We start from the raw sequence: 22,151 nt of genomic DNA, 5'->3' as shown, positions 1-22,151 counted from the left end.
GCTGGCCTGTTGGCGGATTAATGCGGCTAGTGTAAAAGATTACGCTGTGTCCGCCAACTTATCTCGTTGCTTTTATGCCGGTTAAGCCGACAGCATAATTTCGCTGGCGACCTGATTGCGACCGCGTTGTTTCGCCAGTTGTAATACCTGAGCGGTACGGCCAAGAAACTGATACCAGTTTTCACGGTGCTGAAACAGGGAGACACCCAGTGAAATAGTAATTTTGGGCAGGGTAGTTTTATTGCGCGAAGACACAAAACGCAGTTTTTCCACACCGCGGCGCACCTGTTCGGCAATTTCGCTGGCGCTGCGCAGGTCGACATCGGGTAACAATATTAAAAATTCTTCGCCGCCGCTGCGTACCGGCAAGCCACTGCTTTGCACATAGCTGCTGATTTTACGGGCGACTTTTGTCAGGATGACATCTCCAATGGTCGCGCCATATTGCTGGTTAAAGCGGCTAAAATGATCCAGATTAATGGCAATGGCGGCTACGCGACGGCTGGGTTGCTCGCTAAACCACAGGTCGATTTGGTTTTGCATGGCAAATCTGTTGTATAGCCCGGTCAGCGGATCCAGCAGACGCTGCTGTTTGACCTGCTCAAGCTCCTGACGCAATTGATGGCTTTGCTGATGGGCCAGCAATAGTTGTTGTTTCAGTTGCTGCTGGCTGAGACGAAAATCTGTTGTTTGTTGATGCAACTGTTGTAACAACGGCACAGGTTGTTGCTTATCTGAGAATTGCTGCAGCTGATAAATGCCAACATCGAGCTGTTGTATATATTCGTCTACCTGCTCGGCGGCAACGTCGCTGTAGGCTGCCATCCTGCTGACCATGCTGGAGGCATCATTTAGCAATTGCTCTTGTTGTTTATTGGCCGGTGCTAAAAAACGGCTGTATAAATCTGCCATCACAAAATCGTCAAGCAGAGCTCTGGCAGCAAGTTTTTGTTCAATAACGTGGCATAACTCGGCGTTGTAGCCGCTGATATAGTCATAGCAAACGGCGTAGTTTACCGGATGAGCAGCCAAGCCGACGTGTTGTAAAAACGCCTTTACCTGGGCAGCTTTTTCACTTGCCTGTTGTAGTGAATCCTGGTACTTCATAAGGTCACATCTTACTCCGCTTACTGCCTTGCTATGGTATCGCAGCCTGAAGTTAACCCGCATAATACGCAAGCCATAGTACGCGAATATTTGCAGCTGGCAACAGCTGTTTTTCCCCGAAAGAACAGGCCGTTGAAAAATTCGGCATTTTGCTGTGCTATTTGTAACAGTGTTGTCAGACCGGCGGTTAAATTAAGTTTAACCGCAGCAGTTATGGGTTAAGTACGCTGTATTCTGTTGTTAAAGCCGTTACAATCGTGCTGGTGTAAACTGTGGGAATAAAAAAAATGAAACTGACCACTGGCTGTAAAGTATCTCTGGTATTGCTGACGATATTATTAACCGGTTGTGCGCAAACAACACAGCGTGCCGATCAGAATTTCAACGAGCTGGCAAGCCAGCTCTGGCGGGCCGAACAACAACTGACAGAGGCACCTGTAGCAGGCTTACTGGATATGTCACCGCAGGCGTTGCAGCAGCGGCAGCAACAACGCTTAAGTTGGCAAGCGCGGTTACAGCAGGTGTCTGTCGCCGGCTTGTCTGAACAAAATCAGATAAACCACGCCATTCTGAGTTACCGTCTGGCCAATGAGATTGATGAGTATAATTTTAATGCCCATCTGATGCCGCTGACCTCAGAAGCCGGTTTTCATACCAGCCTGGGTTTTTTACCGCAATACAGCCGTTTTACCAGTCTGGACGATTACAATAACTACCTTGGCAAGCTGGCCGCTATTCCGCGTTATATGCAGCAGCAAATCGACTGGATGACTCAAGGTCTCGCCATCGGCATGACGCAGCCTAAAGCTGTACTGAAAGGCTATGAGCAAAGTATCCTGTCTTATGTTGTTACAGCCCCGGCCGACAGCGTGTTTTACCGGCCCTTTAAGCAGCAGCCGGCCTTTATCGCTGATGCCGACTGGCAACTACTGGTCACACAGGCCCAGCAGCAAATCATGCAGGCCGTCAATCCGGCGTATCAGGCGTACTATCAGTTTTTTGTTGACAAGTATTTGCCCGGTGCCCGTGACAGCATTGCGGCCAGCGCCTTACCAAAGGGTGCAGCCTATTATCAGAACCGGTTACAGCATTACACCACCTTGCAACTGACACCACAGCAAGTGCATCAAATTGGGCTTGATGAGGTGAAACGTATCCGTGCAGAAATGCAGGCGGTGATTGATGGCCTGGGCTTTGACGGTAGCTTTGCCGACTTCGTACAGTTTTTACGAACCGATGCCCGCTTTTATGCGAAAACACCGGATGAACTGATGCGATATGCCGCTTATTTATCAAAAAAAGCGGATGCAGAATTGCCCAAGCTGTTTAAAACCTTACCGCGCACACCCTATGGTGTCGTGCCGGTACCGGCTGAAATTGCACCGAAATATACCACCGGCCGTTACTCCGGACCGTCGCGTAACGACCAGGCCGGCTTTTACTGGGTAAATACCTACCGGCTGGACCGGCGGCCATTGTATGAGATGGAAGCCTTAACATTGCACGAAGCGGTACCCGGCCATCATTTGCAGATTGCTCTGGCGCGCGAACAAGCCGAGCTACCGGATTATCGCCGCAGCTTTTATACATCGGCCTTTGGTGAAGGTTGGGGCCTGTACGCAGAGTATCTGGGGCTGGAAATGGGCTTTTATCAGGACCCTTATAACAACTTTGGCCGCTTAACCTATGAAATGTGGCGCGCTGCCAGATTAGTCGTGGACACCGGTATGCACAGCATGGGCTGGAGCCGGCAGCAGGCGATAGATTTTCTGGCGGCTAATACTGCCCTGTCGATGCATAATGTCACCACCGAAATCGACCGTTATATCAGTTGGCCCGGTCAGGCCTTGTCATACAAGCTGGGCGAAATTACCATTAAGCGTCTGCGGCAGGAAACAGAGCATGCGCTGGGCGAGCGTTTTAACGTGCGCGAGTTTCATGATGTTGTGCTGAACAATGGCAGTGTGCCGCTGGCTGTGCTGGAGCAGCAGATAAGTAACTATATAAAACAACAACAGCAATAATTGAAGATGTTGTCGGTATTACACAGTTAGCAGGAAATTAGCATGGTGTGGGCAGTTTTAATCGGCGTTTTGGTTGTTGTGCTGCTGTATATATTGTGGCAAATGGATTTGCTGGACAAAGCTAACAAGCGCTTAAAGCAGCAAATGGCTGCCCGCGAACAAGAGTTGTTGAAGCTGCAGCAAGCGGCATATCAGCTGGCTGAACAACAAAAAAACGTTTTACTACAGCAGTTGCAACAGGTGCCAGCTGCTACGGTGCTAAGCCCGGTAGAACTAAAAATGTGTCAGTTGCTGGTACAGACGTTACCTCTGCTGGTAAAAGAATGTTGTAGCAAAGCTATAACGCCGCAGCAGGTAATGAAAAGCCAAACGCAACGTTTACCCGACGGAGCACACCTGGCGTTGATGATGAAGCGCCACAACAGATTAACCACGCTGTGGCAAAACAACACCATGATGTCGCATTTGCAGTTGTGTACCGTGGCTGTGGCGCTGGCACAAGAGGAAACTCAGGCTAAGGCGGGGTAGGCCCCGCCATTACCTGCTTGCCGTGTAGTGGTGGATCAGTGTCTTAACATCACTTCTGGCTCGGTATTTATTTGTCCGTCCATATCAATAGCTGCCAGTTTAGCGCCGGCAGATAATACGGCCATACTGCCGTTAGTTTGGTGGCGTACAAACAGTAAGTCGTAACCAAAACGTTGTAACTCAGCGACAGAGAATTTCTGTGCCAGATTTAGATCGTCCCAGAAAAAATGTATATCCTTATCCATCTGGCGCCTTTCATCGTTCATAACAGGCTCCAACCATCAGGGATAACAGGTTTCAGGTGCAATCGGCTTTGCGGCTTAACTTAGCTGCAATATCGTTTGCCACTGCTCGGGTGTAACTGGCATAACAGACAGCCTGCTGCCCCTTTGAACCAAAGGCAGCTCATTGAGCTTAGCTGAGCTTTTAAGTTTGTCCAGCGTCACTATAGCGGGCAATTTTTCAACAAATACCAAATCTACAGCCACCCAACGTGGAAGCTGTTTGCTGGATTTTTCGTCAAAATAAGCACTTGCAGCATCAAACTGGCTGGGGTCGGCATAAGCTTCGCGCACAATGCGGGCTATGCCAGCTACTCCGATCAGTTTGCAGCTGGAATGATAAATAAACACCAAATCATCCTGTCGTACCTGATCACGCAACATATTACGTGCCTGATAGTTGCGTACGCCTTCCCAGACAACAGCGGTGTCGGGAGCGTTAGCAAAGTCATCTATACTGCACTCGCTGGGTTCTGTTTTAAATAACCAATACGCCATCTTTGCTGATCTCCGTGCTTTGCGGCAGAATAGCACGAGATATTCCGCAGATGTAACAGGAGAGTTGCGATGAGTCAGGTACTGAAGAATTTGCTGGGCTTGCTTAAACTGGAAACCATAGAGCAGGGCTTGTACCGCGGACCAAGCCAGGATTTGGGCTTTAAAGCGGTGTTTGGTGGCCAGGTAATGGGGCAGGCGCTGTCGGCCGCCAAGGAAACCATTGCTGAAGATCGCAAGGTGCATTCGTTCCACTCCTATTTTTTGCGCCCGGGGGACGCCGCTAAGCCTATTGTGTATGAAGTGGAAAATATCCGTGACGGTAAAAGCTTTAGTACCCGGCGGGTAAGCGCTATTCAATATGGTAAGCCAATCTTTTACATGACCGCCTCGTTTCAGGTTGAAGAAAGCGGTTTTGAACATCAGGACCTGATGCCGCAGGTGCCAGGGCCAGAGCAACTGGTGTCTGATTTAGAATTTTATCAGCAACATGCCGAACTGATCCCGGAGAGCTTGCGCAGTAAGTTTATCTGCGAAAAGCCAATAGAAATGCGGCCGGTAGATTTTCAGAATCCATTTAAGCCGCAGGTGAGCGCAGCTAAGCGTTATGTCTGGTTTAAAGCTAATGGCGCTATGCCGGATGATTTACGGGTGCATAAATATTTGCTGGCTTATGCGTCAGATTTTAACTTCCTGCCTACCGCCTTGCAGCCACATGGTAAGTCTTTTATGGCGCCCAATATGCAGGTGGCCACTATAGATCACGCCATGTGGTTTCATCAGGATTTCCGCTTTGACGATTGGTTGCTCTACGCAGTAGACAGCCCCAGCGCCTCAGGCGGCAGGGGGCTGGTGCGCGGTCAGTTTTATAACCGCGCTGGCAAGCTGGTGGCGTCGACCATTCAGGAAGGTGTGATCCGCGCTTACCCTACCAGCCGCTAAGGCGTGCTGGTAGGTAAAATGCTCTGAATACTCTGCAGCACCTCGTTACGTAACAGCAGACTGACGGTGTCGTTTAGCTGTTGCAAAGACGCTGTGCTGCTGACACGGCTATGCTGATCAGTCTGGCTGTAGCCGCAGTCTTTCAGGGCATTTAGTAAGGTGGCAAATAGCTGTTTGTCATAGTACTCAGGTGCATTAATGCCATGCAGTTGCAACAGCCGCTGTGCCAGCTGATGACTGTGTTTTTCCAGCTCAGCCCGGCTTTGCGGCCCCTGACTCTCCATCAGCTGCAGTACCATGGCATAACGCTGCAAGGTATGCTCGGCGTTATGCGCCAGCAGGCTTAACATAAAATACCCCTGGCTGTGCTGAGCCGGTGCACGGTATTTATCACCCTGTTGTTCGGCCAGGCCGCTGTCCAGCAGCTGTTGCACTACGGCAGCGCAATATTGCTCAACGTCTGGCAAATGTAAAAACAGCTCTTGCTGTAACAACGGATATAACTGACGCACTATGTGCTGCAATTCGCCGGCGCTGACATCACGCTGGTGCAAAATAGCGCTGGCAATAATAGCCGGCAGCATAAACAGGTGCAGCACATTATTGCGGTAATAGCTGAGCAAAATAGCGTTATCATCGCTAAGTTGAATTAGTTGACCAAAGCTATCGTTATGTTGGCTAACCTTTTGTAATTTCAAAGCATGATCAATAAGTTGCTCGGCGTTTTCTGCCGGTAGGGTGATCTGGTCAGTATAGGGTACTGCCCGTTGTAGCTGCAGGTAGAAGCTAATTTGCTGTGCCAGCTCGGCCCGGGTTAACACATGCTTGTCAGTCGCCAACAGGCATAGCGCAATAAGGTTGATACTGTTTAGCGCTGCGGCCTGGTTAATGCGCTGCATCATCTGCTGGGCCAGATCGGCCACCACTGGGTTTAGCCACTGTGGTTTTTGCACTTCCAGTGTGTCTATATCCTGTTTCCAGTCCGGTACCTGCTGGTTCAGATAGCTGTTCAGGGTTAACGGCTGGCCAAAATTAACATAACCATAGCCATAATCGCGCAGATTGCGGATGGCTTTTAATACGCCCCAAACCGATTCCTTTTGTTTACCGGAGCCTTTTAACTCACGCAGGTAAGTGCTCACTTCCATTACGTGTTCATAGCCTAAGTAAACCGGCACCAGCGTTACCGGCCGTTCTATACCACGCAACATGGATTGCAGAGTCATCGCCAGCATACCGGTTTTCGGTTGCAGTAAACGGCCAGTGCGGCTGCGGCCACCTTCCGAGTAGTATTTTATCGAATAACCCTTAGCAAATAGCTGGCACAGGTATTCGCGAAACACTGCCGAATACAGCTTGTTGCCGCTAAAGCTACGGCGGATAAAAAAGGCGCCGCCACGGCGGAATATCGGCCCGGCCGGCCAGAAATTAAGATTAATACCGGCTGCAATATGCGGTGGCACCAGGCCTTGCTGATAAATAACATAGCTCAGCAACAAATAATCCATATGGCTGCGATGGCAAGGCACATAGACGATTTCATGCCCTTTTTGCGCCAGATCGCGCAGCATGTCGGCATTGTTTACATTGATACCGGTGTAAAGCTTATGCCAGAGCCAGCGCAGCACGCGATCGCCAACCCTTAAGGTAGAAGCCCGGTAGTCGGCGGCAATTTCCAGTAGCAACTTACGCGCTTCGGCCCGTGCTGCACTGGTACTGATTTTTTTGCTGCGCGCTTCATCATCAATGGCTTTTTTCAGTGCCGGTGCCGCTAACAGAGCATTGAATAGCTGGGCGCGGTTAACCAGTTTCGGCCCGGTGGCCGCCAGGCGTTGCCGGTAAAAATGAAAGCGGGACATACGCAGCAGCTTATGTGCGGTATCCTGATCGGCACCGAACTGTGCCGCCATTTGTTGTAAGGAAACCGCCTTACTAAAACGCACCAGCGTGTGGCGCCCGGAAATTAATACGATCAGTAACTTTGCCAGCCAGTTTGGTGCATGGGCTTCGCCCAGCAGCCATTTAATGCTGTTTTCTTTGCCCGGCGCCCGGCCCCACAGCAGCGCAACCGGTACCAGCTGGGCATTCAGTGTCGGGTCGCTCAAATGTGCATGTAACAGCGCTTGCCCTTGTTCCAGAGCCAGGGTTTTACCGCGTTTAAACAATAGAGTATGCGGCTTTTCCAGAAACAAAGTGCGTGGGTGCGTGCTGCCATTTAACGTGACGCTGTCGGCGGGATCGGGCAGATGTAGGGCTGCACATATACGTCGTATCGCCGTCAGATCAGCGGCCGATTCGGTTGTGCAGATATAAAACAGTGGCCTGGATTGATCCAGTGCCAATTCGGCTATCGGCTGCTCAGGAACGACTTTGTACTTCAGCAGCGGCCACATTGGCCATTTTAACAGGGCTGCAAACAATTTTACCGACCGGAACATCGTTGTCCTTCCAAGATTCAAAGTTGCTAAGCATAACATGAGGCGCGGGTGTGGAAAAATGTTCGCCACGACAGAAACTTGCAATTATAGTTCACCTGTATATACTCACAGTATTCACTGTACAGGTAAACAGCACTATGAGACCTTTAACGCCACGGCAGGCCGAGATTCTGCAATTAATTAAAGACTACCAGCAAGATACCGGTATGCCGCCAACCCGGGCAGAAATTGCCCAGCAGCTTGGCTTTAAATCGGCTAATGCTGCAGAAGAGCATTTAAAAGCCCTGGCAAAAAAAGGGGTTATTGAAATGATGCCGGGTACGTCACGTGGTATCCGCCTGATGGACAATGCCCAAAATGATAGCGAAGAAGAGGCCGGTTTGCCGTTAATTGGCAAGGTTGCCGCGGGCCAGCCAATATTGGCAGCAGAGCACGTACAGGACCACTATAAAGTAGACGCTAACCTGTTTAAACCGCATGCCGATTTTTTGCTGCGGGTTCAGGGCATGAGTATGCAGGATATTGGCATACTGGACGGCGATTTGCTGGCAGTGCATAAAACCAGCCAGGCCCAGCCCGGGCAGGTAGTAGTAGCACGGGTAGATGACGATGTTACTGTTAAGCGCTTCCAGCGCGATGGTAATACCGTGCTGCTGCAAAGCGAAAATAAAGATTTTAATGTGATTAAAGTTGACTTGCGCGCCCAGCATTTTGCGATTGAAGGCTTGGCTGTAGGCGTGATTCGCAACGGAAGCTGGTTATAATTTGTACTAAGCTCAATAAGTTAATTGTTAAAAAGCGCTGGTATGACCACTGAGGTTTGCCGGCGCTTTTGCTATTTAGGGGTTTACACTGAGCCGGATTTGGATAATTCTTAGGCTGAAACTGATTAAATAATAACAACAGAGTCAGTTCTGGCTTCAGCGCTAGCCTCGAAGCCAACACTTACAATAACAATAATAAACTGATGAAACTTCAGACATAGGTTCGGTGTGGGTGAGTAAGAACCGTGTAGTACTGTGCGCTTAGTTTCTGCAGTTTGCTTTGCAAAATGACAGAGGAGAAGTCCAGTGACGAAAACGCGTTGTCTTCGTTGGTCGCTGCCAACCCTGCTTTTAGCTGCAACAGCTAATGCAACGGATATGCCCCTGAATATGACTCAGGGCGTAACGGAAATCAGTCAGCAGGTTTACCAGCTGCATATGACGATTTTCTGGATCTGTTGTGTAATTGGTGCAGTGGTGTTTGGGATCATGTTTTGGTCCATAGTTCGACACCGGAAAGCGCGCGGAGTGCAGCCAGCCCAATTTCATGAAAGTACCAGGGTAGAAATACTCTGGACCGCAATACCGGTAGTAATACTGATTATTATGGCCATTCCGGCCACCAAAACCCTGATTGCTATGGAAGATACGACAGAGGCTGATGTCACTGTGCTGGTTACCGGCTCACAGTGGAAATGGCATTACAAATATCTTAATCAGGACGTTGAGTTTTACTCGTTACTGGCAACGCAAAAAGAGCAAATAAACAACAAGTTTACCAAAGGCGAAAACTACCTGCTGGAAGTTGACCGGCCTTTGGTGATCCCGACCGGCAAAAAAGTGCGCTTTCTGATGACATCCGATGACGTTATCCACTCCTGGTGGGTACCGGCCTTTGCGGTGAAAAAAGACGCTAACCCCGGTTTTATCAATGAATCCTGGACCAAAGTAGATCAGCCCGGTGTTTACCGTGGCCAGTGCGCTGAGCTGTGCGGTAAGGACCATGCTTTTATGCCGATAGTTGTGGTAGCTAAAACCCCGGCAGAATATGACGCCTGGCTTAACGCTGAGCAACAACGTATAGCCAAAGCGAAAGCCGAAGAGCAGGAACTGCTGGCGATGAACATGAGCATGGATGAGCTAATGGCGGTGGGTGAGCGCACTTACATCGCCCATTGCGCGGCCTGCCATCAGCCCAATGGTGAAGGTCTGGCGGGCATTTTCCCGGCGTTAAAAGGCAGTGCCCTGGCACTACATGATAAAGCTGGCCATATCGACGTCGTGCTAAACGGCAAAGCCGGAACAGCCATGCAGGCCTATGGCAAACAGCTGAGTTTAAAAGAGCTGGCGGCGGTAATTACTTACGAGCGCAACGCCTGGGGTAACAATACCGGAGAACTGGTGCAGGCCGCAGATGTGCATGCAGCAGCGCAAGGTAAAGGGGAATAAGGATGAGTGCAGTAGTTAACGATCATGAACATGATCACGAGCATCATGACCATAAGCCCAGCGGTATAAAGCGCTGGCTGTACACCACCAACCATAAAGACATCGGTACTATGTATCTGGTGTTTGCGCTGGTAATGTTTTTTATCGGCGGCGCAATGGCCATGGTGATCCGGGCAGAATTGTTTCAGCCTGGTATGCAATTTGTTGAACCCAACTTCTTCAACCAGATGACCACAGTGCATGGTCTGATCATGGTATTTGGTGCGGTTATGCCGGCCTTTACCGGTTTAGCCAACTGGATGATCCCGATGATGATTGGCGCGCCGGATATGGCATTGCCACGAATGAACAACTGGAGCTTCTGGATCCTGCCATTCGCGTTTTTAATCCTGCTGATGTCGCTGTTTATGCCTGGCGGTGGCCCCAGCTTTGGTTGGACATTTTATGCGCCACTATCAACAACATACAGTGGCGACAGCACTGCTTTGTTTGTGTTTTCTGTGCACATTATGGGTATATCGTCGATAATGGGCGCGATTAACGTCATCGTGACCATTTTCAACCTGCGTGCACCAGGCATGACCTGGATGAAAATGCCGTTGTTCGTCTGGACCTGGTTAATTACAGCGTTTTTGCTAATTATGGTGATGCCGGTGTTGGCAGGTGTCGTTACCATGGTATTGACCGACAAGTACTTTGGTACCAGCTTTTTTGATGCTGCCGGTGGCGGCGACCCGGTGCTGTTTCAGCATATTTTCTGGTTTTTTGGTCACCCTGAAGTGTACATCATGATACTGCCAGCGTTTGGCATAGTGTCGGCGATAGTGCCAACCTTTGCCCGTAAACCGTTATTTGGCTATGCCTCTATGGTATATGCCACGTCCAGTATCGCGCTGCTGTCATTTTTGGTGTGGGCGCACCACATGTTTACTACTGGTATGCCGGTGGCCGGGGCCTTGTTCTTTATGTACTGCACCATGCTTATAGCCGTGCCAACCGGGGTAAAAGTGTTTAACTGGGTAGCGACGATGTGGCGCGGTGCTATGACCTTTGAAGTGCCAATGATGTTTGCGCTGGCGTTTATCGTGCTATTTACCATCGGCGGTTTCTCCGGGCTTATGCTGGCTATTACGCCGGCAGACTTCCAGTATCACGATACCTACTTCGTGGTGGCGCATTTCCACTATGTGCTGGTAACCGGTGCAGTGTTCTCCATTATTGCCGCAGTATATTACTGGCTGCCAAAATGGACCGGCCATATGTACGATGAAACGCTCGGCCAGTGGCATTTCTGGTGTTCGCTGATTTCGGTTAACTTGTTGTTCTTCCCGATGCACTTTGTCGGGCTGGCGGGTATGCCACGCCGGATCCCGGATTACGCGCTGCAATTTGCCGACTTTAATGCCTTTATCAGCATTGGTGGCTTTTTATTCGGCGCCTCGCAACTTATATTCGTCTGGGTACTGGTGAAATGTGCCCGTGGCGGCGAGAAGGCGACAGCGCAGGTGTGGGAAGGTGCAGAAGGCCTGGAGTGGCAAGTCGCTTCACCGGCGCCTTACCATACTTTTGACACACCGCCGGTGATTAAGTAGGAGCACGTTATGGCACTGAAGCATAAGCCACTAACTTTTAAACTGGCCGTTACTGCTCTGGCTATGTTTGGCTTTGGTTTTGCTTTGGTGCCGCTGTATGACGTGTTTTGTGATCTGACCGGATTAAACGGTAAAACCGCGGCTACCGCAGCCACGGCCGAGGCGGCACAAATTGATCTTAGCCGTCAGGTGGTGATTGAATTTATCGCCCGGCCGAACAAGCAAATGCCCTGGCTGTTTAAACCGGAAGTGACCCGCATGACAGTGCACCCGGGTGAAATTCATATTATGAATTACCTGGCAGAAAACCCGACCAGCCGCATGATTATAGGTCAGGCTGTGCCGTCGGTATCACCCGGTCAGGCCGCATTATACTTTCACAAAATAGAGTGTTTTTGCTTTACCCAGCAGCAGTTGGCGGGCGGTAAAAACATGCTGATGCCGTTACAGTTTTATGTGGATCCGGCACTGCCGAGCCAGTTTAGTACCATCACGCTGTCGTACACCTTATATGACGTAACCAGCGCTTGGACCGGCGACAGTGCAGAGCCATCCCAACTTGGGGAATAACATGAATAAAACCTATGAAAAATACTATGTTCCCGCCCAGAGCCCATGGCCGATAGTCGGTGCCGTGGCGCTGTTTCTAATTGCTTTTGGTGCAGGCACTTTTGTTAATGAAGTAACCAAGCAACAACCGGGTTTCGGTGGCTATATGCTGGCGGCCGGCTTTGTGGTGTTGATCGTGATGTTGTTTGGCTGGTTTAAAAATGTCATAGATGAATCGATGAGTGGTTTGTACAGCGCGCAAATGGATCGCTCGTTCCGACAGGGTATGAGCTGGTTTATCCTGTCTGAAGTGATGTTTTTTATGGCGTTCTTCGGTGCCTTGTTCTACGGTCGGGTAATAGCGCTGGATTGGCTCAGCGGTGGCAGTAACAACGCCATGACGTTTGAAATACTCTGGCCAAGCTTTGAAGCCATGTGGCCCTTGTTAAAAACACCGGGTGGTATTGAGACTCAGGCCATGCCAGCCACCGGTTTGCCGCTGATCAACACGGCTATACTGGTCATCTCGTCTATTACGCTGCACTTTGCCCACACCGGGCTGGAACAACAAAAACGCGGCCAGTTAAAACTGATGTTACTGATCACCTTGCTGTTGGGTGCTACGTTCCTGAGTTTACAGGTGTATGAGTATATTCACGCATACCGTGATCTGGGTTTAACGCTGGCGTCGGGTTTTTATGGCAATACCTTTTTCCTGCTAACCGGCTTTCACGGCATGCACGTAACACTGGGAGCGATAATTTTGCTGTTTGTGTTTCTCCGCGTGTTAAAAGGCCACTTTACGCCGGAAAAACACTTCGCGTTTCAGGCTGCAGCCTGGTACTGGCACTTTGTTGATGTAGTCTGGCTGTGTCTGTATGTGTTTGTCTATGTCATCTAATAGTTAGTAAGGTCTGGGGTTCGGTTCAATGAGCCCCAGTGCCTGAGCGATAAAGATCAACACTAATACCAGGGCGGAAAACAACACTCGCCGGCCAAGATAGCGCGACATTTTTACACCAGGCTGCGGTTGCCTGACCATCACCAGCCCGGCACGGAACAAATTAAAAATAATAAAAAGTAGTAGTGCGATGACAATAAGTTTAAGCAACATCTGCAACAGGCTCCGGAGTTTGATTGATGCGCATTAAGCTGGCACAGCAGGTTTTTGCGCTGAATAAACTGTGGCTACTGCTAACTTTGACTGCTTTTGCCATATTAATCAACTTGTCCTGGTGGCAGCTAAACCGCGCTGACGCCAAGAGCGCACAATTAGCCCGGCTTGCACAATTGCAGCAGGCAGGTGCCCTGCAACCCGCGCAACTGGCATTACTCGCGGCGACCGATATTGATGCCGCGCCGCTACAAGGTCAGGCGTACTGGTTGGCACCTTACATCTGGCTGTTGGATAACCAGATTGTGCAGGGGCAGGTAGGCTATGACGTTATAGTTCCGGTGCAGGCGGACGGTTTAACCCAGCCGTTGCTGGTTAACTTAGGTTGGCTGGCGGCACCACAGCGGCGTGACAGCTTGCCTGAGGTAAGGATACCTGCGCAGTTTGCCTTGGATGGTTTGTTACGCACTAAAGTTGATGGTTTACTGCTACTGGGGCAAAACGCGGAAGACAGCGGGCAGTGGCCGATGCGCATTCAGCAAGTGAACTATGCCCAACTATCTGAGCAAAGCGCGCTGTCATTGTTTCCGGCGCTGTTATATCAACATAGCGGCACTGACTTCAGGCCACATTATCAGCCGGTAGTGTTATCGCCGGAAAAACATCGCGGTTATGCACTACAGTGGTTTTTACTTGGTATTGCTGTACTGGGTGTTGCACTGGCAGCCAGTCATCAGGGAAAAGCAAAATATGAATAAGAAGAAATTTCTGTGGTTATTTGTGCTGTGCTGCGCGCTACCTTTACTGGCAGCCAAGCTGGTGTTGGAATTTGGCTGGTTTAACCGGGGGGTATCAAGCCAGGGCGAGTGGCAAAAAACCGAGCTGTTTCTGCTCGAAGCGACGGCGGAAAAAGCGCATTGGCGTATTGGCGTGATGCCGGCGGCGGAGTGCAGCAAGTTGTGTCTCGGAGCCTTGCATACTGTGCAGCAGCTCTATGTCGGCCTGGGCCGTAAGCAAACACAGGTGCAACCGGTGTTTATCAGCAGCGGCGCGATGGCCAGTGGCTTTTCATCTTTTATGCAGCTGCCGGCATTACATGAAGTACCGGCAGACTTACACGATAAGATATTACTGATCGATCAGCAGGGGCTGGTGTTACTCAGCTATCCGATGCCGGCCGCTGAGGCTGATATGGCTACCACAGCCAAAGCCATCCGTCAGGATTTACTAAAATTACTTAACTACGACCGGACCAGCGTATGAAAACACAACAGTGGCTGGCGACTATCGCTATTTTCCTTACTATGGGTGTGATCTTACTCGGTGCTTACACCCGGTTGACTGATGCCGGTTTAGGCTGTCCGGACTGGCCTGGCTGCTACGGCTTTTTTAAGGTGCCACAGCAAGAGCATCATGTTGCGGCAGCACTGCAAGCCTTTCCCGAGCGGCCGCTGGAGCCACACAAAGCCTGGAACGAGATGATCCACCGCTACTTTGCCGGCAGTCTGGGCTTGCTAATTGCAGCGATGTTTTTCATTGCCTTGTTTCGCCGCCATAACAGCAAGATACTGCCATCTGTGTTGCTGGCACTGGTGGTATTTCAGGCCGCGTTAGGCATGTGGACAGTCACGCTGAATTTGCTGCCATTAGTGGTCATGGGGCATTTACTCGGTGGCTTTAGCTTACTGAGTTTACTGGCAGTTTATTGGTTGCGCTTACATCCGCAGCATCGGGTAGCGCAGCCCCAGCCGCTATCGTTAAAGCCGCTGGCACTGTTGGCAATAGCGGTATTAGTGGTGCAAATAGCGCTGGGAGGCTGGACCGCCGCCAACTATGCCGCGCTGGCTTGTATTGAATTGCCGGTATGTGAAGCGGGTTGGCTGGCACGGCTGAATATCAGTGAAGCCTTTGATTTGCACTTGGGCCATGCTGACTATGAATATGGTGTGATGTCTGCCGAAGCGCGGCAAACCGTACATGTGTTCCATCGTCTGGGCGCAGCGCTGACCTTGGTAGTGTTGGCGCTGTTTTTGTGGCAGTTATGGCGCAAAGCGACCGACAGCCGGTTACGCAAGCTGGCGGTTGCAGCGGCCACGCTGTTACTGACGCAATTTACCTTAGGGGTGTTAAATGTCGCCCTGCACTTACCGCTGGCCAATGCGGTAGCGCATAACTTTGTTGCTGCCAACTTGCTGATGTTATTGGTTATTATCTATATGCAGCTGCGCAGTGGCCGTAGCAGGGAGGCCGTATGAGTACAGTGACTAAAGCCAAAGCTATGTCTGCCAGCGGCCGTGATTATCTGGAGCTGACCAAGCCTAAAGTCGTGGCATTGTTGGTGCTAACGGCCTGGGTTGGCATGATGCTGGCGCAACCGGGTTTACCGGATTTGCTGAAGTTATTTGCCGCGACTGCCGGTATTGGCTTGTTATCGGCAGCCGCGGCGGCGGTTAATCATGTGGTCGATCAGCGGATAGATGCACAAATGGCGCGCACCTATAGCCGGCCGGTGGCAAAAGGGCGTATCAGCCCATTGCAGGCTGCCAGCTTTGCCGTGGCACTGGCGGTTACCGGCTTTGTGATTCTTTATGCGCTGGTCAATGCCTTAACGGCCTGGCTGACGCTGGCCAGTTTGTTTGGATATGCAGTGGTATACACCATGTTTTTAAAGCGTGCCACACCACAAAATATTGTCATCGGTGGCCTGGCTGGCGCTATGCCACCTTTATTAGGTTGGACCGCCATGACGGGCGATATCCATGGCCACGCGCTGTTGTTAGTGATGATTATTTTTACCTGGACGCCACCGCATTTCTGGGCGTTGGCAATACACCGCCGCGATGACTACGCCAAAGTCAATATGCCAATGCTGCCGGTAACGCATGGTATTGAATTTACCAAAAGCGTCATTTGCCTGTACACCGTAATACTGTTTCTGGTGTGCCTGATGCCATATCTGGTCGGCATGACCGGTGCTATTTATCTGCTGGGCAGTGCCGTACTTAACTTACGCTTTATGCAATATGCCTGGAAACTCAAGCTGCAAAGCGATAACAGCTCAGCCATGGCAACCTTTAAGTTTTCTATAGTGCATCTGATGGTATTATTTCTGCTTCTGCTGGTAGATCATTATTTTAAGGTAGCGCCAATCTATGTTTCGTAATCTGGCTTATTTGTTCTTAGTGCTGGCGGCATTGGCTGGCGGCGTGATGTTGTATCAGTGGTCGCAGCTAAGTGCTGAGCCTAAGCAGGCGCTGGTGTATCCGCAGCCCAGAGTACTAGCCGACTTTCAACTGACTGATCAGCATGGCGAAATGGTTAATCGGCAACGTTTGTATGGCCAGTGGACACTGGCCTTTGTTGGTTACACCTACTGCCCGGATATTTGCCCGTTAACGCTGGCTAAACTGGCCGGCTTGCAGCCAGAGCTGGCAACACAGCTGCCGGAACCGCTAAAAGTGTGGTTTATCTCGGTTGATCCCAAGCGCGATACAACAGAAAAGCTAAACGAGTATGTCAGTTACTTTAATCAACCAGCGGTAATAGGTATGACAGCCGGCCATGACCAGCTGTTTCCGTTTGTGCGCCAGTTAGGCTTAATGTATGCGCTTAGTGGCAGTACCGATACCGACTATCTGGTTGATCATAGTGCTTCAGTGGTGCTGATTAACCCGCAGGGCCAGCTGGTCGCCATGTTTAAGCCACCACTTGAAGTTGGAAAACTGCCGATACTTGACTCAGAGCAAATGCTGGCCGATTTCCCACTGGTACTGCGCAAACTTAAGGCTGGTTAAGCCAGGGCTGCGAATACCAGTAAAAATAGCCTTTTTTGCTTAGTGAAGGTGCGGTGCAGTTATAACGGCTGCGGCCCTTTGCTAAAGGTTTAGCGGCGCTTACCCTAAAGGTGGTGTCGTTAAGCCACTCGGGTTTAAGCACTTCAGACCCGGCAAAGCATTGCAACTGGGTGCGGCTAAAATCTGTGACCTGCAATGACAGGGTTAGCAGAGGCGGATTAACACCCTGTAATAGCGGATCCACGCCGTGATAATCGCTAATATTAAATGCCAGAGTACGCAGTTTTTGCGCCAGATCGTTTAAATCTGCATAGCGGCCGGCTGCCGGAAACCGTGGCAAGCGGGTTAGCACGCTGTTATTGCTCACCGCACCGGAGTGCTGACCAATACCAATAAAACCGAGTTCGCTAACCAGTTGTTCCAGCGCAGTACTGTATTCGCCATACGGATAGGCCAGCCATTGATGGCGTTGGCCGGTTACCTGTGCAATTTTATCTTCAGCTGCCAGTATGCTTTGCCGCATCCGCGTTAGCCATTGCTGTTCCGTTTCGTTTGCTTCTGGCGCAGCCATATGTTCGTGCCACATAGCATGGTTGGCGACCAGCACGCCATCGTCAGACATCTGTTTTATCTGCTGCCAGGTCAGTAAAGGGCCATCGCCTTTATCAATGCTGCCGGGGCTGATAAAGATGGTATAAGGATAACCAAACTGCTGCAAAATAGGGTGGGCGGTAGTGAAGTTATTTTCATAGCTGTCATCAAAGGTAATCACCACGGCATTGTCTGCCACTGCAGTCCCTTCGCGCAGTTGTTTAATTAACAAATCCAGGCCTATCACCTGAAAGTCGTTGTCTTTTAAATACTGTAAATGACCGCGCAGTTCATCGGCGGTAACGCTGGTAGACCTGGGGGTGTCGCTGGCTACATGATGATAAATCAACATCACCGCTGCCTGCGCCGGAAATAACAGGCTAAGCAGTACAGAGTAGAAAAGGATTAACGACTTCATTGATATCGGCCTGCCGGTGAATAAAAACAAGCCGTTTTATAACACAGGCAGGCAGAAAAGGCAGCTGATGTCAGCGCACAAGACTTAGTAGTACGAATGTTCGCCGCGCTGGTGCTCAGTGATATCACGCACGCCAGACAACTCACCGCTAAAGCGGTTTAGCAGTTCTTTTTCGATACCTTCTTTAAGCGTTAAATCGACCTGAGAGCAACCGTTGCAACCACCGCCAAATTGCAATACTGCGACTCCGTCGGGTGTCAGCTCCATTACACTAACCCGGCCACCATGGTTGGCCAGTTGCGGATTAATTTCGCTGTCGATAACGTACTGCACCCGCTCGATTAAAGAAGCGTCGTCATTCACCTTACGTACTTTGGCGTTCGGCGCTTTTAACGTTAGCTGTGAGCCCATCTGATCGGTGACAAAATCAATTTCTGCGTCAACTAAAAACGGCTGGCTTTCCTGATCCACTACCGCATCAAAGCCGGTGAAATTTAATTTTAAATCGGTATCTTCAACTGCATCGGGTGGGCAATAAGATACACCACACTCAGCCTGCGCTGTGCCTGGGTTGACCACAAACACCCGAATGTGGGTGCCGGTGGGTTGTTTTGCCAACAGCTTGGCAAAGTGTTGTTGTGCCTGTTCTGAAATGCTGATCATAAGAGTACCTGACTAAATCACTAGGTTAATGGCTATGATACTCTTCCCGCTGCTGCCTTGCCAGCCCTGCTTGAGTTTTGCCCCAGTTATGGCTAACGTAGCCGCAGCAAAGAGGAACGATAACAATGAAGAAATATCTTGCGCTGGTACTGCTGTTAGCCAGCTACCACCTTACTGCTGATACTAAATATGTGCCGGCAGTGGCTAATTCAACCCTGCCGACGCCACAACAGGTATTGGGTTTCAATGTTGGACAATGGCATGCCCGTCATGATCAGATCCAACGCTATTTTGAACTGCTGGCGCAACAAAGCGGCCGCGCTCAGCTTGAGGTCATCGGCTACAGCCATGAGCAACGGCCATTGCTGCAGTTGGTGATTTCGTCCGAGCAGAACTTACAGAGACTGGAGCAAATACGCCAGCAACACCTGGCTGCAGCCCGGCAGGGCAAAGAGCGGGCTGCCGATGCGCCGGTAATAATCTGGTTGGGTTATAGCGTACATGGTAACGAACCCAGTGGCGCTAATGCAGCCCTGCTGGTTGCCCAGTATCTTGCTGCTGCCAACACAGACGAAGTACGTACCTGGCTGGATAACGCCGTTATTTTACTGCAACCGGTATTAAACCCGGACGGCCATGATCGTTTTGCGCTTTGGGCTAATATGCATAAAGGTGCGGCACCGGTAGCCGATCAGCAGCACCGGGAACACAACGAACCCTGGCCAAATGGCCGCCCCAATCATTACTGGTTTGATTTAAACCGTGATTGGTTGCTGTTACAACACCCGGAAAGCCGTGCCCGTATCGCCCAGTACCAACAATGGCTGCCGAATGTAGTTGGCGATTATCATGAGATGGGCACTAACAGCAGTTACTTTTTTCAACCGGGCATTCCCAGCCGTAATTATCCACTGACACCCAAGCGTAACTTTGAACTAACCAGCGCTATTGCACAGTTTCATGCTGTTGCGTTTGACCAACAGGGCCAGCTGTATTACACCAAAGAGAGCTTTGATGATTTTTACGTTGGTAAAGGATCGACCTATCCCGATGTGCAGGGCAGTGTCGGTATTTTGTTTGAGCAGGCCAGCAGTCGTGGTCATTTGCAAGACAGTATTAATGGCCCGCTTAGCTTTGCTGCAACAGTGCAAAATCAGCTGACGGCTTCTTTATCCACCATACGTGGAGCGGTAGCGAAGCGGACAGAATTATTAAGTTACCAGCAAGAGTTTTATCGCAGCGCCTTACAGCAGGCTAAAGCAAGCCGGGTTAAAGGCTATATGCTGACCGAGAGTGCTGATAGCAGCCGGTTAGCCGCGTTATTGGACTTATTGCAGCGTCACCATGTTGAGGTATACCAGTTAAATCGGGACTGGCAGGACGACAACAACAGTTATCCGGCGGCGAGCAGCTACTATGTGCCGCTGCAACAGCCGCAGTACCGGCTGATAAAAGCGATGTTCAGCACCGAGAAAAATTTTAATGACAACACTTTCTATGACGTGTCGGCCTGGACTTTACCCTATGCCTTTAACATTGCTTTTACGCCGTTAAACCGCGAACCGGCCGCCTCGGCACTGACGGATAGCTGGCCACAGCCGGTCAGGGCAGCGCAATTGAGTAAAGGCGCCTATGCCTACGCGTTTAACTGGCAAGATCAACAGGCGCCGCTGCTATTACAGGCGTTATTAGAAGAGAAACTGGTTGTGCGCGCTGCAATGAACGATGTTGTGGCACAGACCGCAAACGGCCAGGTTAGCCTGCAGCGTGGCGCTATGCTGATTGCTGCCGGATTGCAGACTGAAGCCGACTGGTTTAGCCGTTTACAACGTCTGCAGCAGCGCTTTAATTTGCCGGTTTTTGCCATAAACAGCGGCCTGGCGGCCAGCGGCAGTGACTTGGGCAGTCATCAGTTTGCACCGGTGCATCTGCCGCAGGTATTGTTGATAGCCGGGCCTGGTGTCAGTTCTACAGAAGCCGGCGAAGTCTGGTATAACCTGGAACGTTTAGCCGGTGTATCACCGTCAATGGCTGAGCCTGGCCGTTTGACTAAACTGGACCTGAGCCGCTACAGCCATATTATTTTGCCTGATGGTAATTACAGCAGTTGGCATGACGCAGAGACCGCCGCACTGAAAAGCTGGGCAGAGCGCGGTGGTGTATTGTGGGGACACAAGCGCGGCGCAGCCTGGCTGGCAAAAAGCGGCTTATTAAGCGCTGGCGTGTGGCAGGGTGATGAAATGACCAGCTTGATCCCGTCAGATAATCTGAGTTATGAAGATAAGGAACTGCTGGCCGGCAAGCAGCGCATCGCTGGTGCCATTTATCAGGCCGAACTGGATTTATCTCACCCGTTAACCTTTGGTCTGACACGGGACACCCTGCCGGTGTTTAAAAACAGTACCTTGTTGCTGCAACCGGCAAACCAGCCCTTTATCAATGTCGCGCTATATAGCAGAACTCCGCAGTTAGCCGGGTACACCGCAGCAGAGTATGTACCGCGCATCAGCCAGTCTGCAGTTTTGCTGGCGCACAATATCGGTAAGGGCAGAGTGATTGCCATGACGGACAATCCGGTATTCAGGGGCTACTTCTACGGATCCAGCCGCTTGCTGGTTAATGCCTTATATCTGGGGCGCAATTTTAACAGCGTGGCCGACGCCGATTAAGTTAGCGTGGTTACCGCCACTGTCCACAAACTGATGCGCCGCACGCCGTGGCGGCGCAGCAAACGGCAAATTTCATTGGCGGTAGCACCTGTGGTGACTACATCATCTACCAAGGCCAGGTGTGACGGCAGGCTGATGGTGGTATTAAGTGTAAAACTGTGGCGTAAATTGCGCTGGCGCTGCTTGCGGCTTAAGCCGACCTGTGCTGATAAATGCCGGCTTTTCTGTATCACGTGCAGCAGTGGTAGCCCTAATTGTTCTGCTGCCGCCTGAGCTAACAGCTGCGCCTGATTAAAGCCACGTTTACGTTGCCGGGCCTTGTGCATTGGCACATAGACAATGGCGTCAGGTAGGGTTTGGCCTGTCGTTGTCAGCTGAGCCAACAGCGCGGCAAATTGCAGTTGCAGCAAGTCGCCGGCGGCATCGTCGGTAAAAAATTTCCAGCGCTGTAGCCAGTGGCGATAGGGGTGTTGGTACAGGCTGACACTGAGTAACTGATCAAAGCGCGGTTTCTTCAGACCCTGCGCTACCTGTGGCAGCCAGAGTAAGTTGTAATGACACAGCGCATAAGGTAATTGCGGTAATGCCGACTGGCAATCGGTGCAAAGCTGGTGTGTCGCGCTTTGCACCGGTAAACTGCACCACAAACATGACGATGGCATTAACCAGTGCCAGCCTTGCTGCAACAGACGGATTGCGGAAAATGGCAAATTAACATCCGTATTAATTAACA

22 protein-coding genes are annotated in these 22,151 nt (G+C 50.7%); 14 read left to right on the top strand and 8 right to left on the bottom strand.

From position 1 onward, the window contains the following. Nucleotides 1-81: 81 nt before the first annotated feature. Nucleotides 82-1,107: a GGDEF domain-containing protein gene (locus MN202_RS09215; RefSeq protein WP_335735815.1), complete on the bottom strand. Its 1,026-nt coding sequence runs from the start codon at nucleotides 1,105-1,107 to the stop codon at nucleotides 82-84. 287 nt (nucleotides 1,108-1,394) lie between these two features. Between MN202_RS09215 and MN202_RS09210 the strand changes: the two genes are divergently transcribed. Both MN202_RS09210 and MN202_RS09205 read left to right on the top strand, forming a co-directional pair. Next, nucleotides 1,395-3,131 carry a DUF885 domain-containing protein gene (locus tag MN202_RS09210; RefSeq protein ID WP_335735814.1) on the top strand — a complete coding sequence of 579 codons (1,737 nt, stop codon included), beginning with the start codon at nucleotides 1,395-1,397 and terminating at the stop codon, nucleotides 3,129-3,131. A 42-nt stretch (nucleotides 3,132-3,173) separates the two neighbouring features. Then, on the top strand, nucleotides 3,174-3,659 hold the full coding sequence (locus MN202_RS09205) for a hypothetical protein (RefSeq protein ID WP_335735813.1): 486 nt from the start codon (nucleotides 3,174-3,176) through the stop codon (nucleotides 3,657-3,659). 35 nt (nucleotides 3,660-3,694) lie between these two features. Here MN202_RS09205 and MN202_RS09200 read toward each other — a convergent pair whose 3' ends face one another. Beyond that, nucleotides 3,695-3,925, bottom strand: coding sequence for a hypothetical protein (locus tag MN202_RS09200; protein ID WP_335735812.1), 231 nt, complete (start codon nucleotides 3,923-3,925; stop codon nucleotides 3,695-3,697). Between the two features lie 54 nt (nucleotides 3,926-3,979). Next, nucleotides 3,980-4,438 carry an EVE domain-containing protein gene (locus tag MN202_RS09195; RefSeq protein ID WP_335735811.1) on the bottom strand — a complete coding sequence of 153 codons (459 nt, stop codon included), beginning with the start codon at nucleotides 4,436-4,438 and terminating at the stop codon, nucleotides 3,980-3,982. A 69-nt stretch (nucleotides 4,439-4,507) separates the two neighbouring features. On the opposite strand from MN202_RS09195, the gene tesB reads away from it, so the two are divergent. Beyond that, a complete protein-coding gene (tesB, locus tag MN202_RS09190) occupies nucleotides 4,508-5,377 on the top strand; it encodes an acyl-CoA thioesterase II (protein WP_335735810.1) in 870 nt (289 codons plus the stop codon). On the opposite strand, the gene plsB is transcribed toward tesB, so the two are convergent. Further along, entirely contained in the window at nucleotides 5,374-7,815 is a 2,442-nt protein-coding gene (gene plsB, locus MN202_RS09185) for a glycerol-3-phosphate 1-O-acyltransferase PlsB (RefSeq protein ID WP_335735809.1), read from the bottom strand. The two genes, tesB and plsB, sit on opposite strands and share 4 nt — an antisense overlap. A gap of 137 nt (nucleotides 7,816-7,952) precedes the next feature. Between plsB and lexA the strand changes: the two genes are divergently transcribed. From lexA to MN202_RS09160, 5 genes are all read left to right on the top strand, one after another. Continuing rightward, nucleotides 7,953-8,579, top strand: coding sequence for a transcriptional repressor LexA (gene lexA, locus MN202_RS09180; RefSeq protein WP_335735808.1), 627 nt, complete (start codon nucleotides 7,953-7,955; stop codon nucleotides 8,577-8,579). Nucleotides 8,580-8,885: 306 nt separating this feature from the next. Continuing rightward, nucleotides 8,886-10,028 (top strand): cytochrome c oxidase subunit II, encoded by a 1,143-nt coding sequence (gene coxB / locus MN202_RS09175; protein WP_335735807.1) that lies wholly within the window; start codon nucleotides 8,886-8,888, stop codon nucleotides 10,026-10,028. Between the two features lie 2 nt (nucleotides 10,029-10,030). After that, nucleotides 10,031-11,620, top strand: coding sequence for a cytochrome c oxidase subunit I (gene ctaD, locus MN202_RS09170; protein WP_335735806.1), 1,590 nt, complete (start codon nucleotides 10,031-10,033; stop codon nucleotides 11,618-11,620). 9 nt (nucleotides 11,621-11,629) lie between these two features. Beyond that, entirely contained in the window at nucleotides 11,630-12,190 is a 561-nt protein-coding gene (locus MN202_RS09165) for a cytochrome c oxidase assembly protein (RefSeq protein ID WP_335735805.1), read from the top strand. 1 nt (nucleotide 12,191) lies between these two features. After that, nucleotides 12,192-13,070, top strand: coding sequence for a cytochrome c oxidase subunit 3 (locus MN202_RS09160; protein WP_335735804.1), 879 nt, complete (start codon nucleotides 12,192-12,194; stop codon nucleotides 13,068-13,070). A gap of 3 nt (nucleotides 13,071-13,073) precedes the next feature. Here MN202_RS09160 and MN202_RS09155 read toward each other — a convergent pair whose 3' ends face one another. Then, the gene (locus tag MN202_RS09155) at nucleotides 13,074-13,283 is read right to left on the bottom strand and encodes a DUF2909 domain-containing protein (RefSeq protein ID WP_335735803.1); all 210 of its coding nucleotides are present in this window, start codon (nucleotides 13,281-13,283) and stop codon (nucleotides 13,074-13,076) included. Nucleotides 13,284-13,309: 26 nt separating this feature from the next. Between MN202_RS09155 and MN202_RS09150 the strand changes: the two genes are divergently transcribed. From MN202_RS09150 to MN202_RS09130, 5 genes are read left to right on the top strand one after another with little or no spacing between them, the layout of a single operon-like run. After that, complete coding sequence (locus tag MN202_RS09150) at nucleotides 13,310-14,041, top strand: SURF1 family protein (RefSeq protein ID WP_335735802.1); 732 nt, start codon at nucleotides 13,310-13,312, stop codon at nucleotides 14,039-14,041. Continuing rightward, nucleotides 14,034-14,546 (top strand): hypothetical protein, encoded by a 513-nt coding sequence (locus MN202_RS09145; protein ID WP_335735801.1) that lies wholly within the window; start codon nucleotides 14,034-14,036, stop codon nucleotides 14,544-14,546. The genes MN202_RS09150 and MN202_RS09145 overlap by 8 nt, the downstream gene beginning before the upstream one ends. Then, nucleotides 14,543-15,538: a COX15/CtaA family protein gene (locus tag MN202_RS09140; protein WP_335735800.1), complete on the top strand. Its 996-nt coding sequence runs from the start codon at nucleotides 14,543-14,545 to the stop codon at nucleotides 15,536-15,538. The genes MN202_RS09145 and MN202_RS09140 overlap by 4 nt, the downstream gene beginning before the upstream one ends. Further along, nucleotides 15,535-16,446, top strand: a complete 912-nt coding sequence (gene cyoE / locus MN202_RS09135; RefSeq protein WP_335735799.1) for a heme o synthase — start codon at nucleotides 15,535-15,537, stop codon at nucleotides 16,444-16,446. The genes MN202_RS09140 and cyoE overlap by 4 nt, the downstream gene beginning before the upstream one ends. Then, nucleotides 16,436-17,077 (top strand): SCO family protein, encoded by a 642-nt coding sequence (locus tag MN202_RS09130; protein WP_335735798.1) that lies wholly within the window; start codon nucleotides 16,436-16,438, stop codon nucleotides 17,075-17,077. The genes cyoE and MN202_RS09130 overlap by 11 nt, the downstream gene beginning before the upstream one ends. On the opposite strand, the gene MN202_RS09125 is transcribed toward MN202_RS09130, so the two are convergent. Further along, the gene (locus tag MN202_RS09125) at nucleotides 17,064-18,086 is read right to left on the bottom strand and encodes a polysaccharide deacetylase family protein (RefSeq protein WP_335735797.1); all 1,023 of its coding nucleotides are present in this window, start codon (nucleotides 18,084-18,086) and stop codon (nucleotides 17,064-17,066) included. The two genes, MN202_RS09130 and MN202_RS09125, sit on opposite strands and share 14 nt — an antisense overlap. Before the next feature lie 84 nt (nucleotides 18,087-18,170). Next, on the bottom strand, nucleotides 18,171-18,749 hold the full coding sequence (gene nfuA, locus MN202_RS09120; protein ID WP_335735796.1) for a Fe-S biogenesis protein NfuA: 579 nt from the start codon (nucleotides 18,747-18,749) through the stop codon (nucleotides 18,171-18,173). Between the two features lie 125 nt (nucleotides 18,750-18,874). Here nfuA and MN202_RS09115 point away from each other — a divergent pair, with 125 nt between their 5' ends. Next, on the top strand, nucleotides 18,875-21,418 hold the full coding sequence (locus tag MN202_RS09115; protein WP_335735795.1) for a M14 metallopeptidase family protein: 2,544 nt from the start codon (nucleotides 18,875-18,877) through the stop codon (nucleotides 21,416-21,418). Here MN202_RS09115 and MN202_RS09110 read toward each other — a convergent pair. Continuing rightward, nucleotides 21,415-22,128, bottom strand: coding sequence for a ComF family protein (locus MN202_RS09110; protein WP_335735794.1), 714 nt, complete (start codon nucleotides 22,126-22,128; stop codon nucleotides 21,415-21,417). The genes MN202_RS09115 and MN202_RS09110 overlap by 4 nt on opposite strands. Nucleotides 22,129-22,151: the final 23 nt, after the last annotated feature.

This window comes from Rheinheimera muenzenbergensis, assembly GCF_036984005.1.
Lineage (GTDB): Bacteria > Pseudomonadota > Gammaproteobacteria > Enterobacterales > Alteromonadaceae > Alishewanella > Alishewanella muenzenbergensis.
The sequence above is the reverse complement of the archived record's forward strand: the minus strand, read 5'-3'. Positions and strand labels throughout refer to the sequence as shown.

Bases quoted from the DNA above. Each gene is read 5' to 3' on its own strand.
- MN202_RS09215 (WP_335735815.1), bottom strand. From the start codon at position 1,107: ATGAAGTACCAGGATTCACTACAACAGGCAAGTGAAAAAGCTGCCCAG.
- MN202_RS09210 (WP_335735814.1), top strand. From the start codon at position 1,395: ATGAAACTGACCACTGGCTGTAAAGTATCTCTGGTATTGCTGACGATA.
- MN202_RS09205 (WP_335735813.1), top strand. From the start codon at position 3,174: ATGGTGTGGGCAGTTTTAATCGGCGTTTTGGTTGTTGTGCTGCTGTAT.
- MN202_RS09200 (WP_335735812.1), bottom strand. From the start codon at position 3,925: ATGAACGATGAAAGGCGCCAGATGGATAAGGATATACATTTTTTCTGG.
- MN202_RS09195 (WP_335735811.1), bottom strand. From the start codon at position 4,438: ATGGCGTATTGGTTATTTAAAACAGAACCCAGCGAGTGCAGTATAGAT.
- tesB (WP_335735810.1), top strand. From the start codon at position 4,508: ATGAGTCAGGTACTGAAGAATTTGCTGGGCTTGCTTAAACTGGAAACC.
- plsB (WP_335735809.1), bottom strand. From the start codon at position 7,815: ATGTTCCGGTCGGTAAAATTGTTTGCAGCCCTGTTAAAATGGCCAATG.
- lexA (WP_335735808.1), top strand. From the start codon at position 7,953: ATGAGACCTTTAACGCCACGGCAGGCCGAGATTCTGCAATTAATTAAA.
- ctaD (WP_335735806.1), top strand. From the start codon at position 10,031: ATGAGTGCAGTAGTTAACGATCATGAACATGATCACGAGCATCATGAC.
- MN202_RS09165 (WP_335735805.1), top strand. From the start codon at position 11,630: ATGGCACTGAAGCATAAGCCACTAACTTTTAAACTGGCCGTTACTGCT.
- MN202_RS09160 (WP_335735804.1), top strand. From the start codon at position 12,192: ATGAATAAAACCTATGAAAAATACTATGTTCCCGCCCAGAGCCCATGG.
- MN202_RS09155 (WP_335735803.1), bottom strand. From the start codon at position 13,283: ATGTTGCTTAAACTTATTGTCATCGCACTACTACTTTTTATTATTTTT.
- MN202_RS09150 (WP_335735802.1), top strand. From the start codon at position 13,310: ATGCGCATTAAGCTGGCACAGCAGGTTTTTGCGCTGAATAAACTGTGG.
- MN202_RS09145 (WP_335735801.1), top strand. From the start codon at position 14,034: ATGAATAAGAAGAAATTTCTGTGGTTATTTGTGCTGTGCTGCGCGCTA.
- MN202_RS09140 (WP_335735800.1), top strand. From the start codon at position 14,543: ATGAAAACACAACAGTGGCTGGCGACTATCGCTATTTTCCTTACTATG.
- cyoE (WP_335735799.1), top strand. From the start codon at position 15,535: ATGAGTACAGTGACTAAAGCCAAAGCTATGTCTGCCAGCGGCCGTGAT.
- MN202_RS09130 (WP_335735798.1), top strand. From the start codon at position 16,436: ATGTTTCGTAATCTGGCTTATTTGTTCTTAGTGCTGGCGGCATTGGCT.
- MN202_RS09125 (WP_335735797.1), bottom strand. From the start codon at position 18,086: ATGAAGTCGTTAATCCTTTTCTACTCTGTACTGCTTAGCCTGTTATTT.
- nfuA (WP_335735796.1), bottom strand. From the start codon at position 18,749: ATGATCAGCATTTCAGAACAGGCACAACAACACTTTGCCAAGCTGTTG.
- MN202_RS09115 (WP_335735795.1), top strand. From the start codon at position 18,875: ATGAAGAAATATCTTGCGCTGGTACTGCTGTTAGCCAGCTACCACCTT.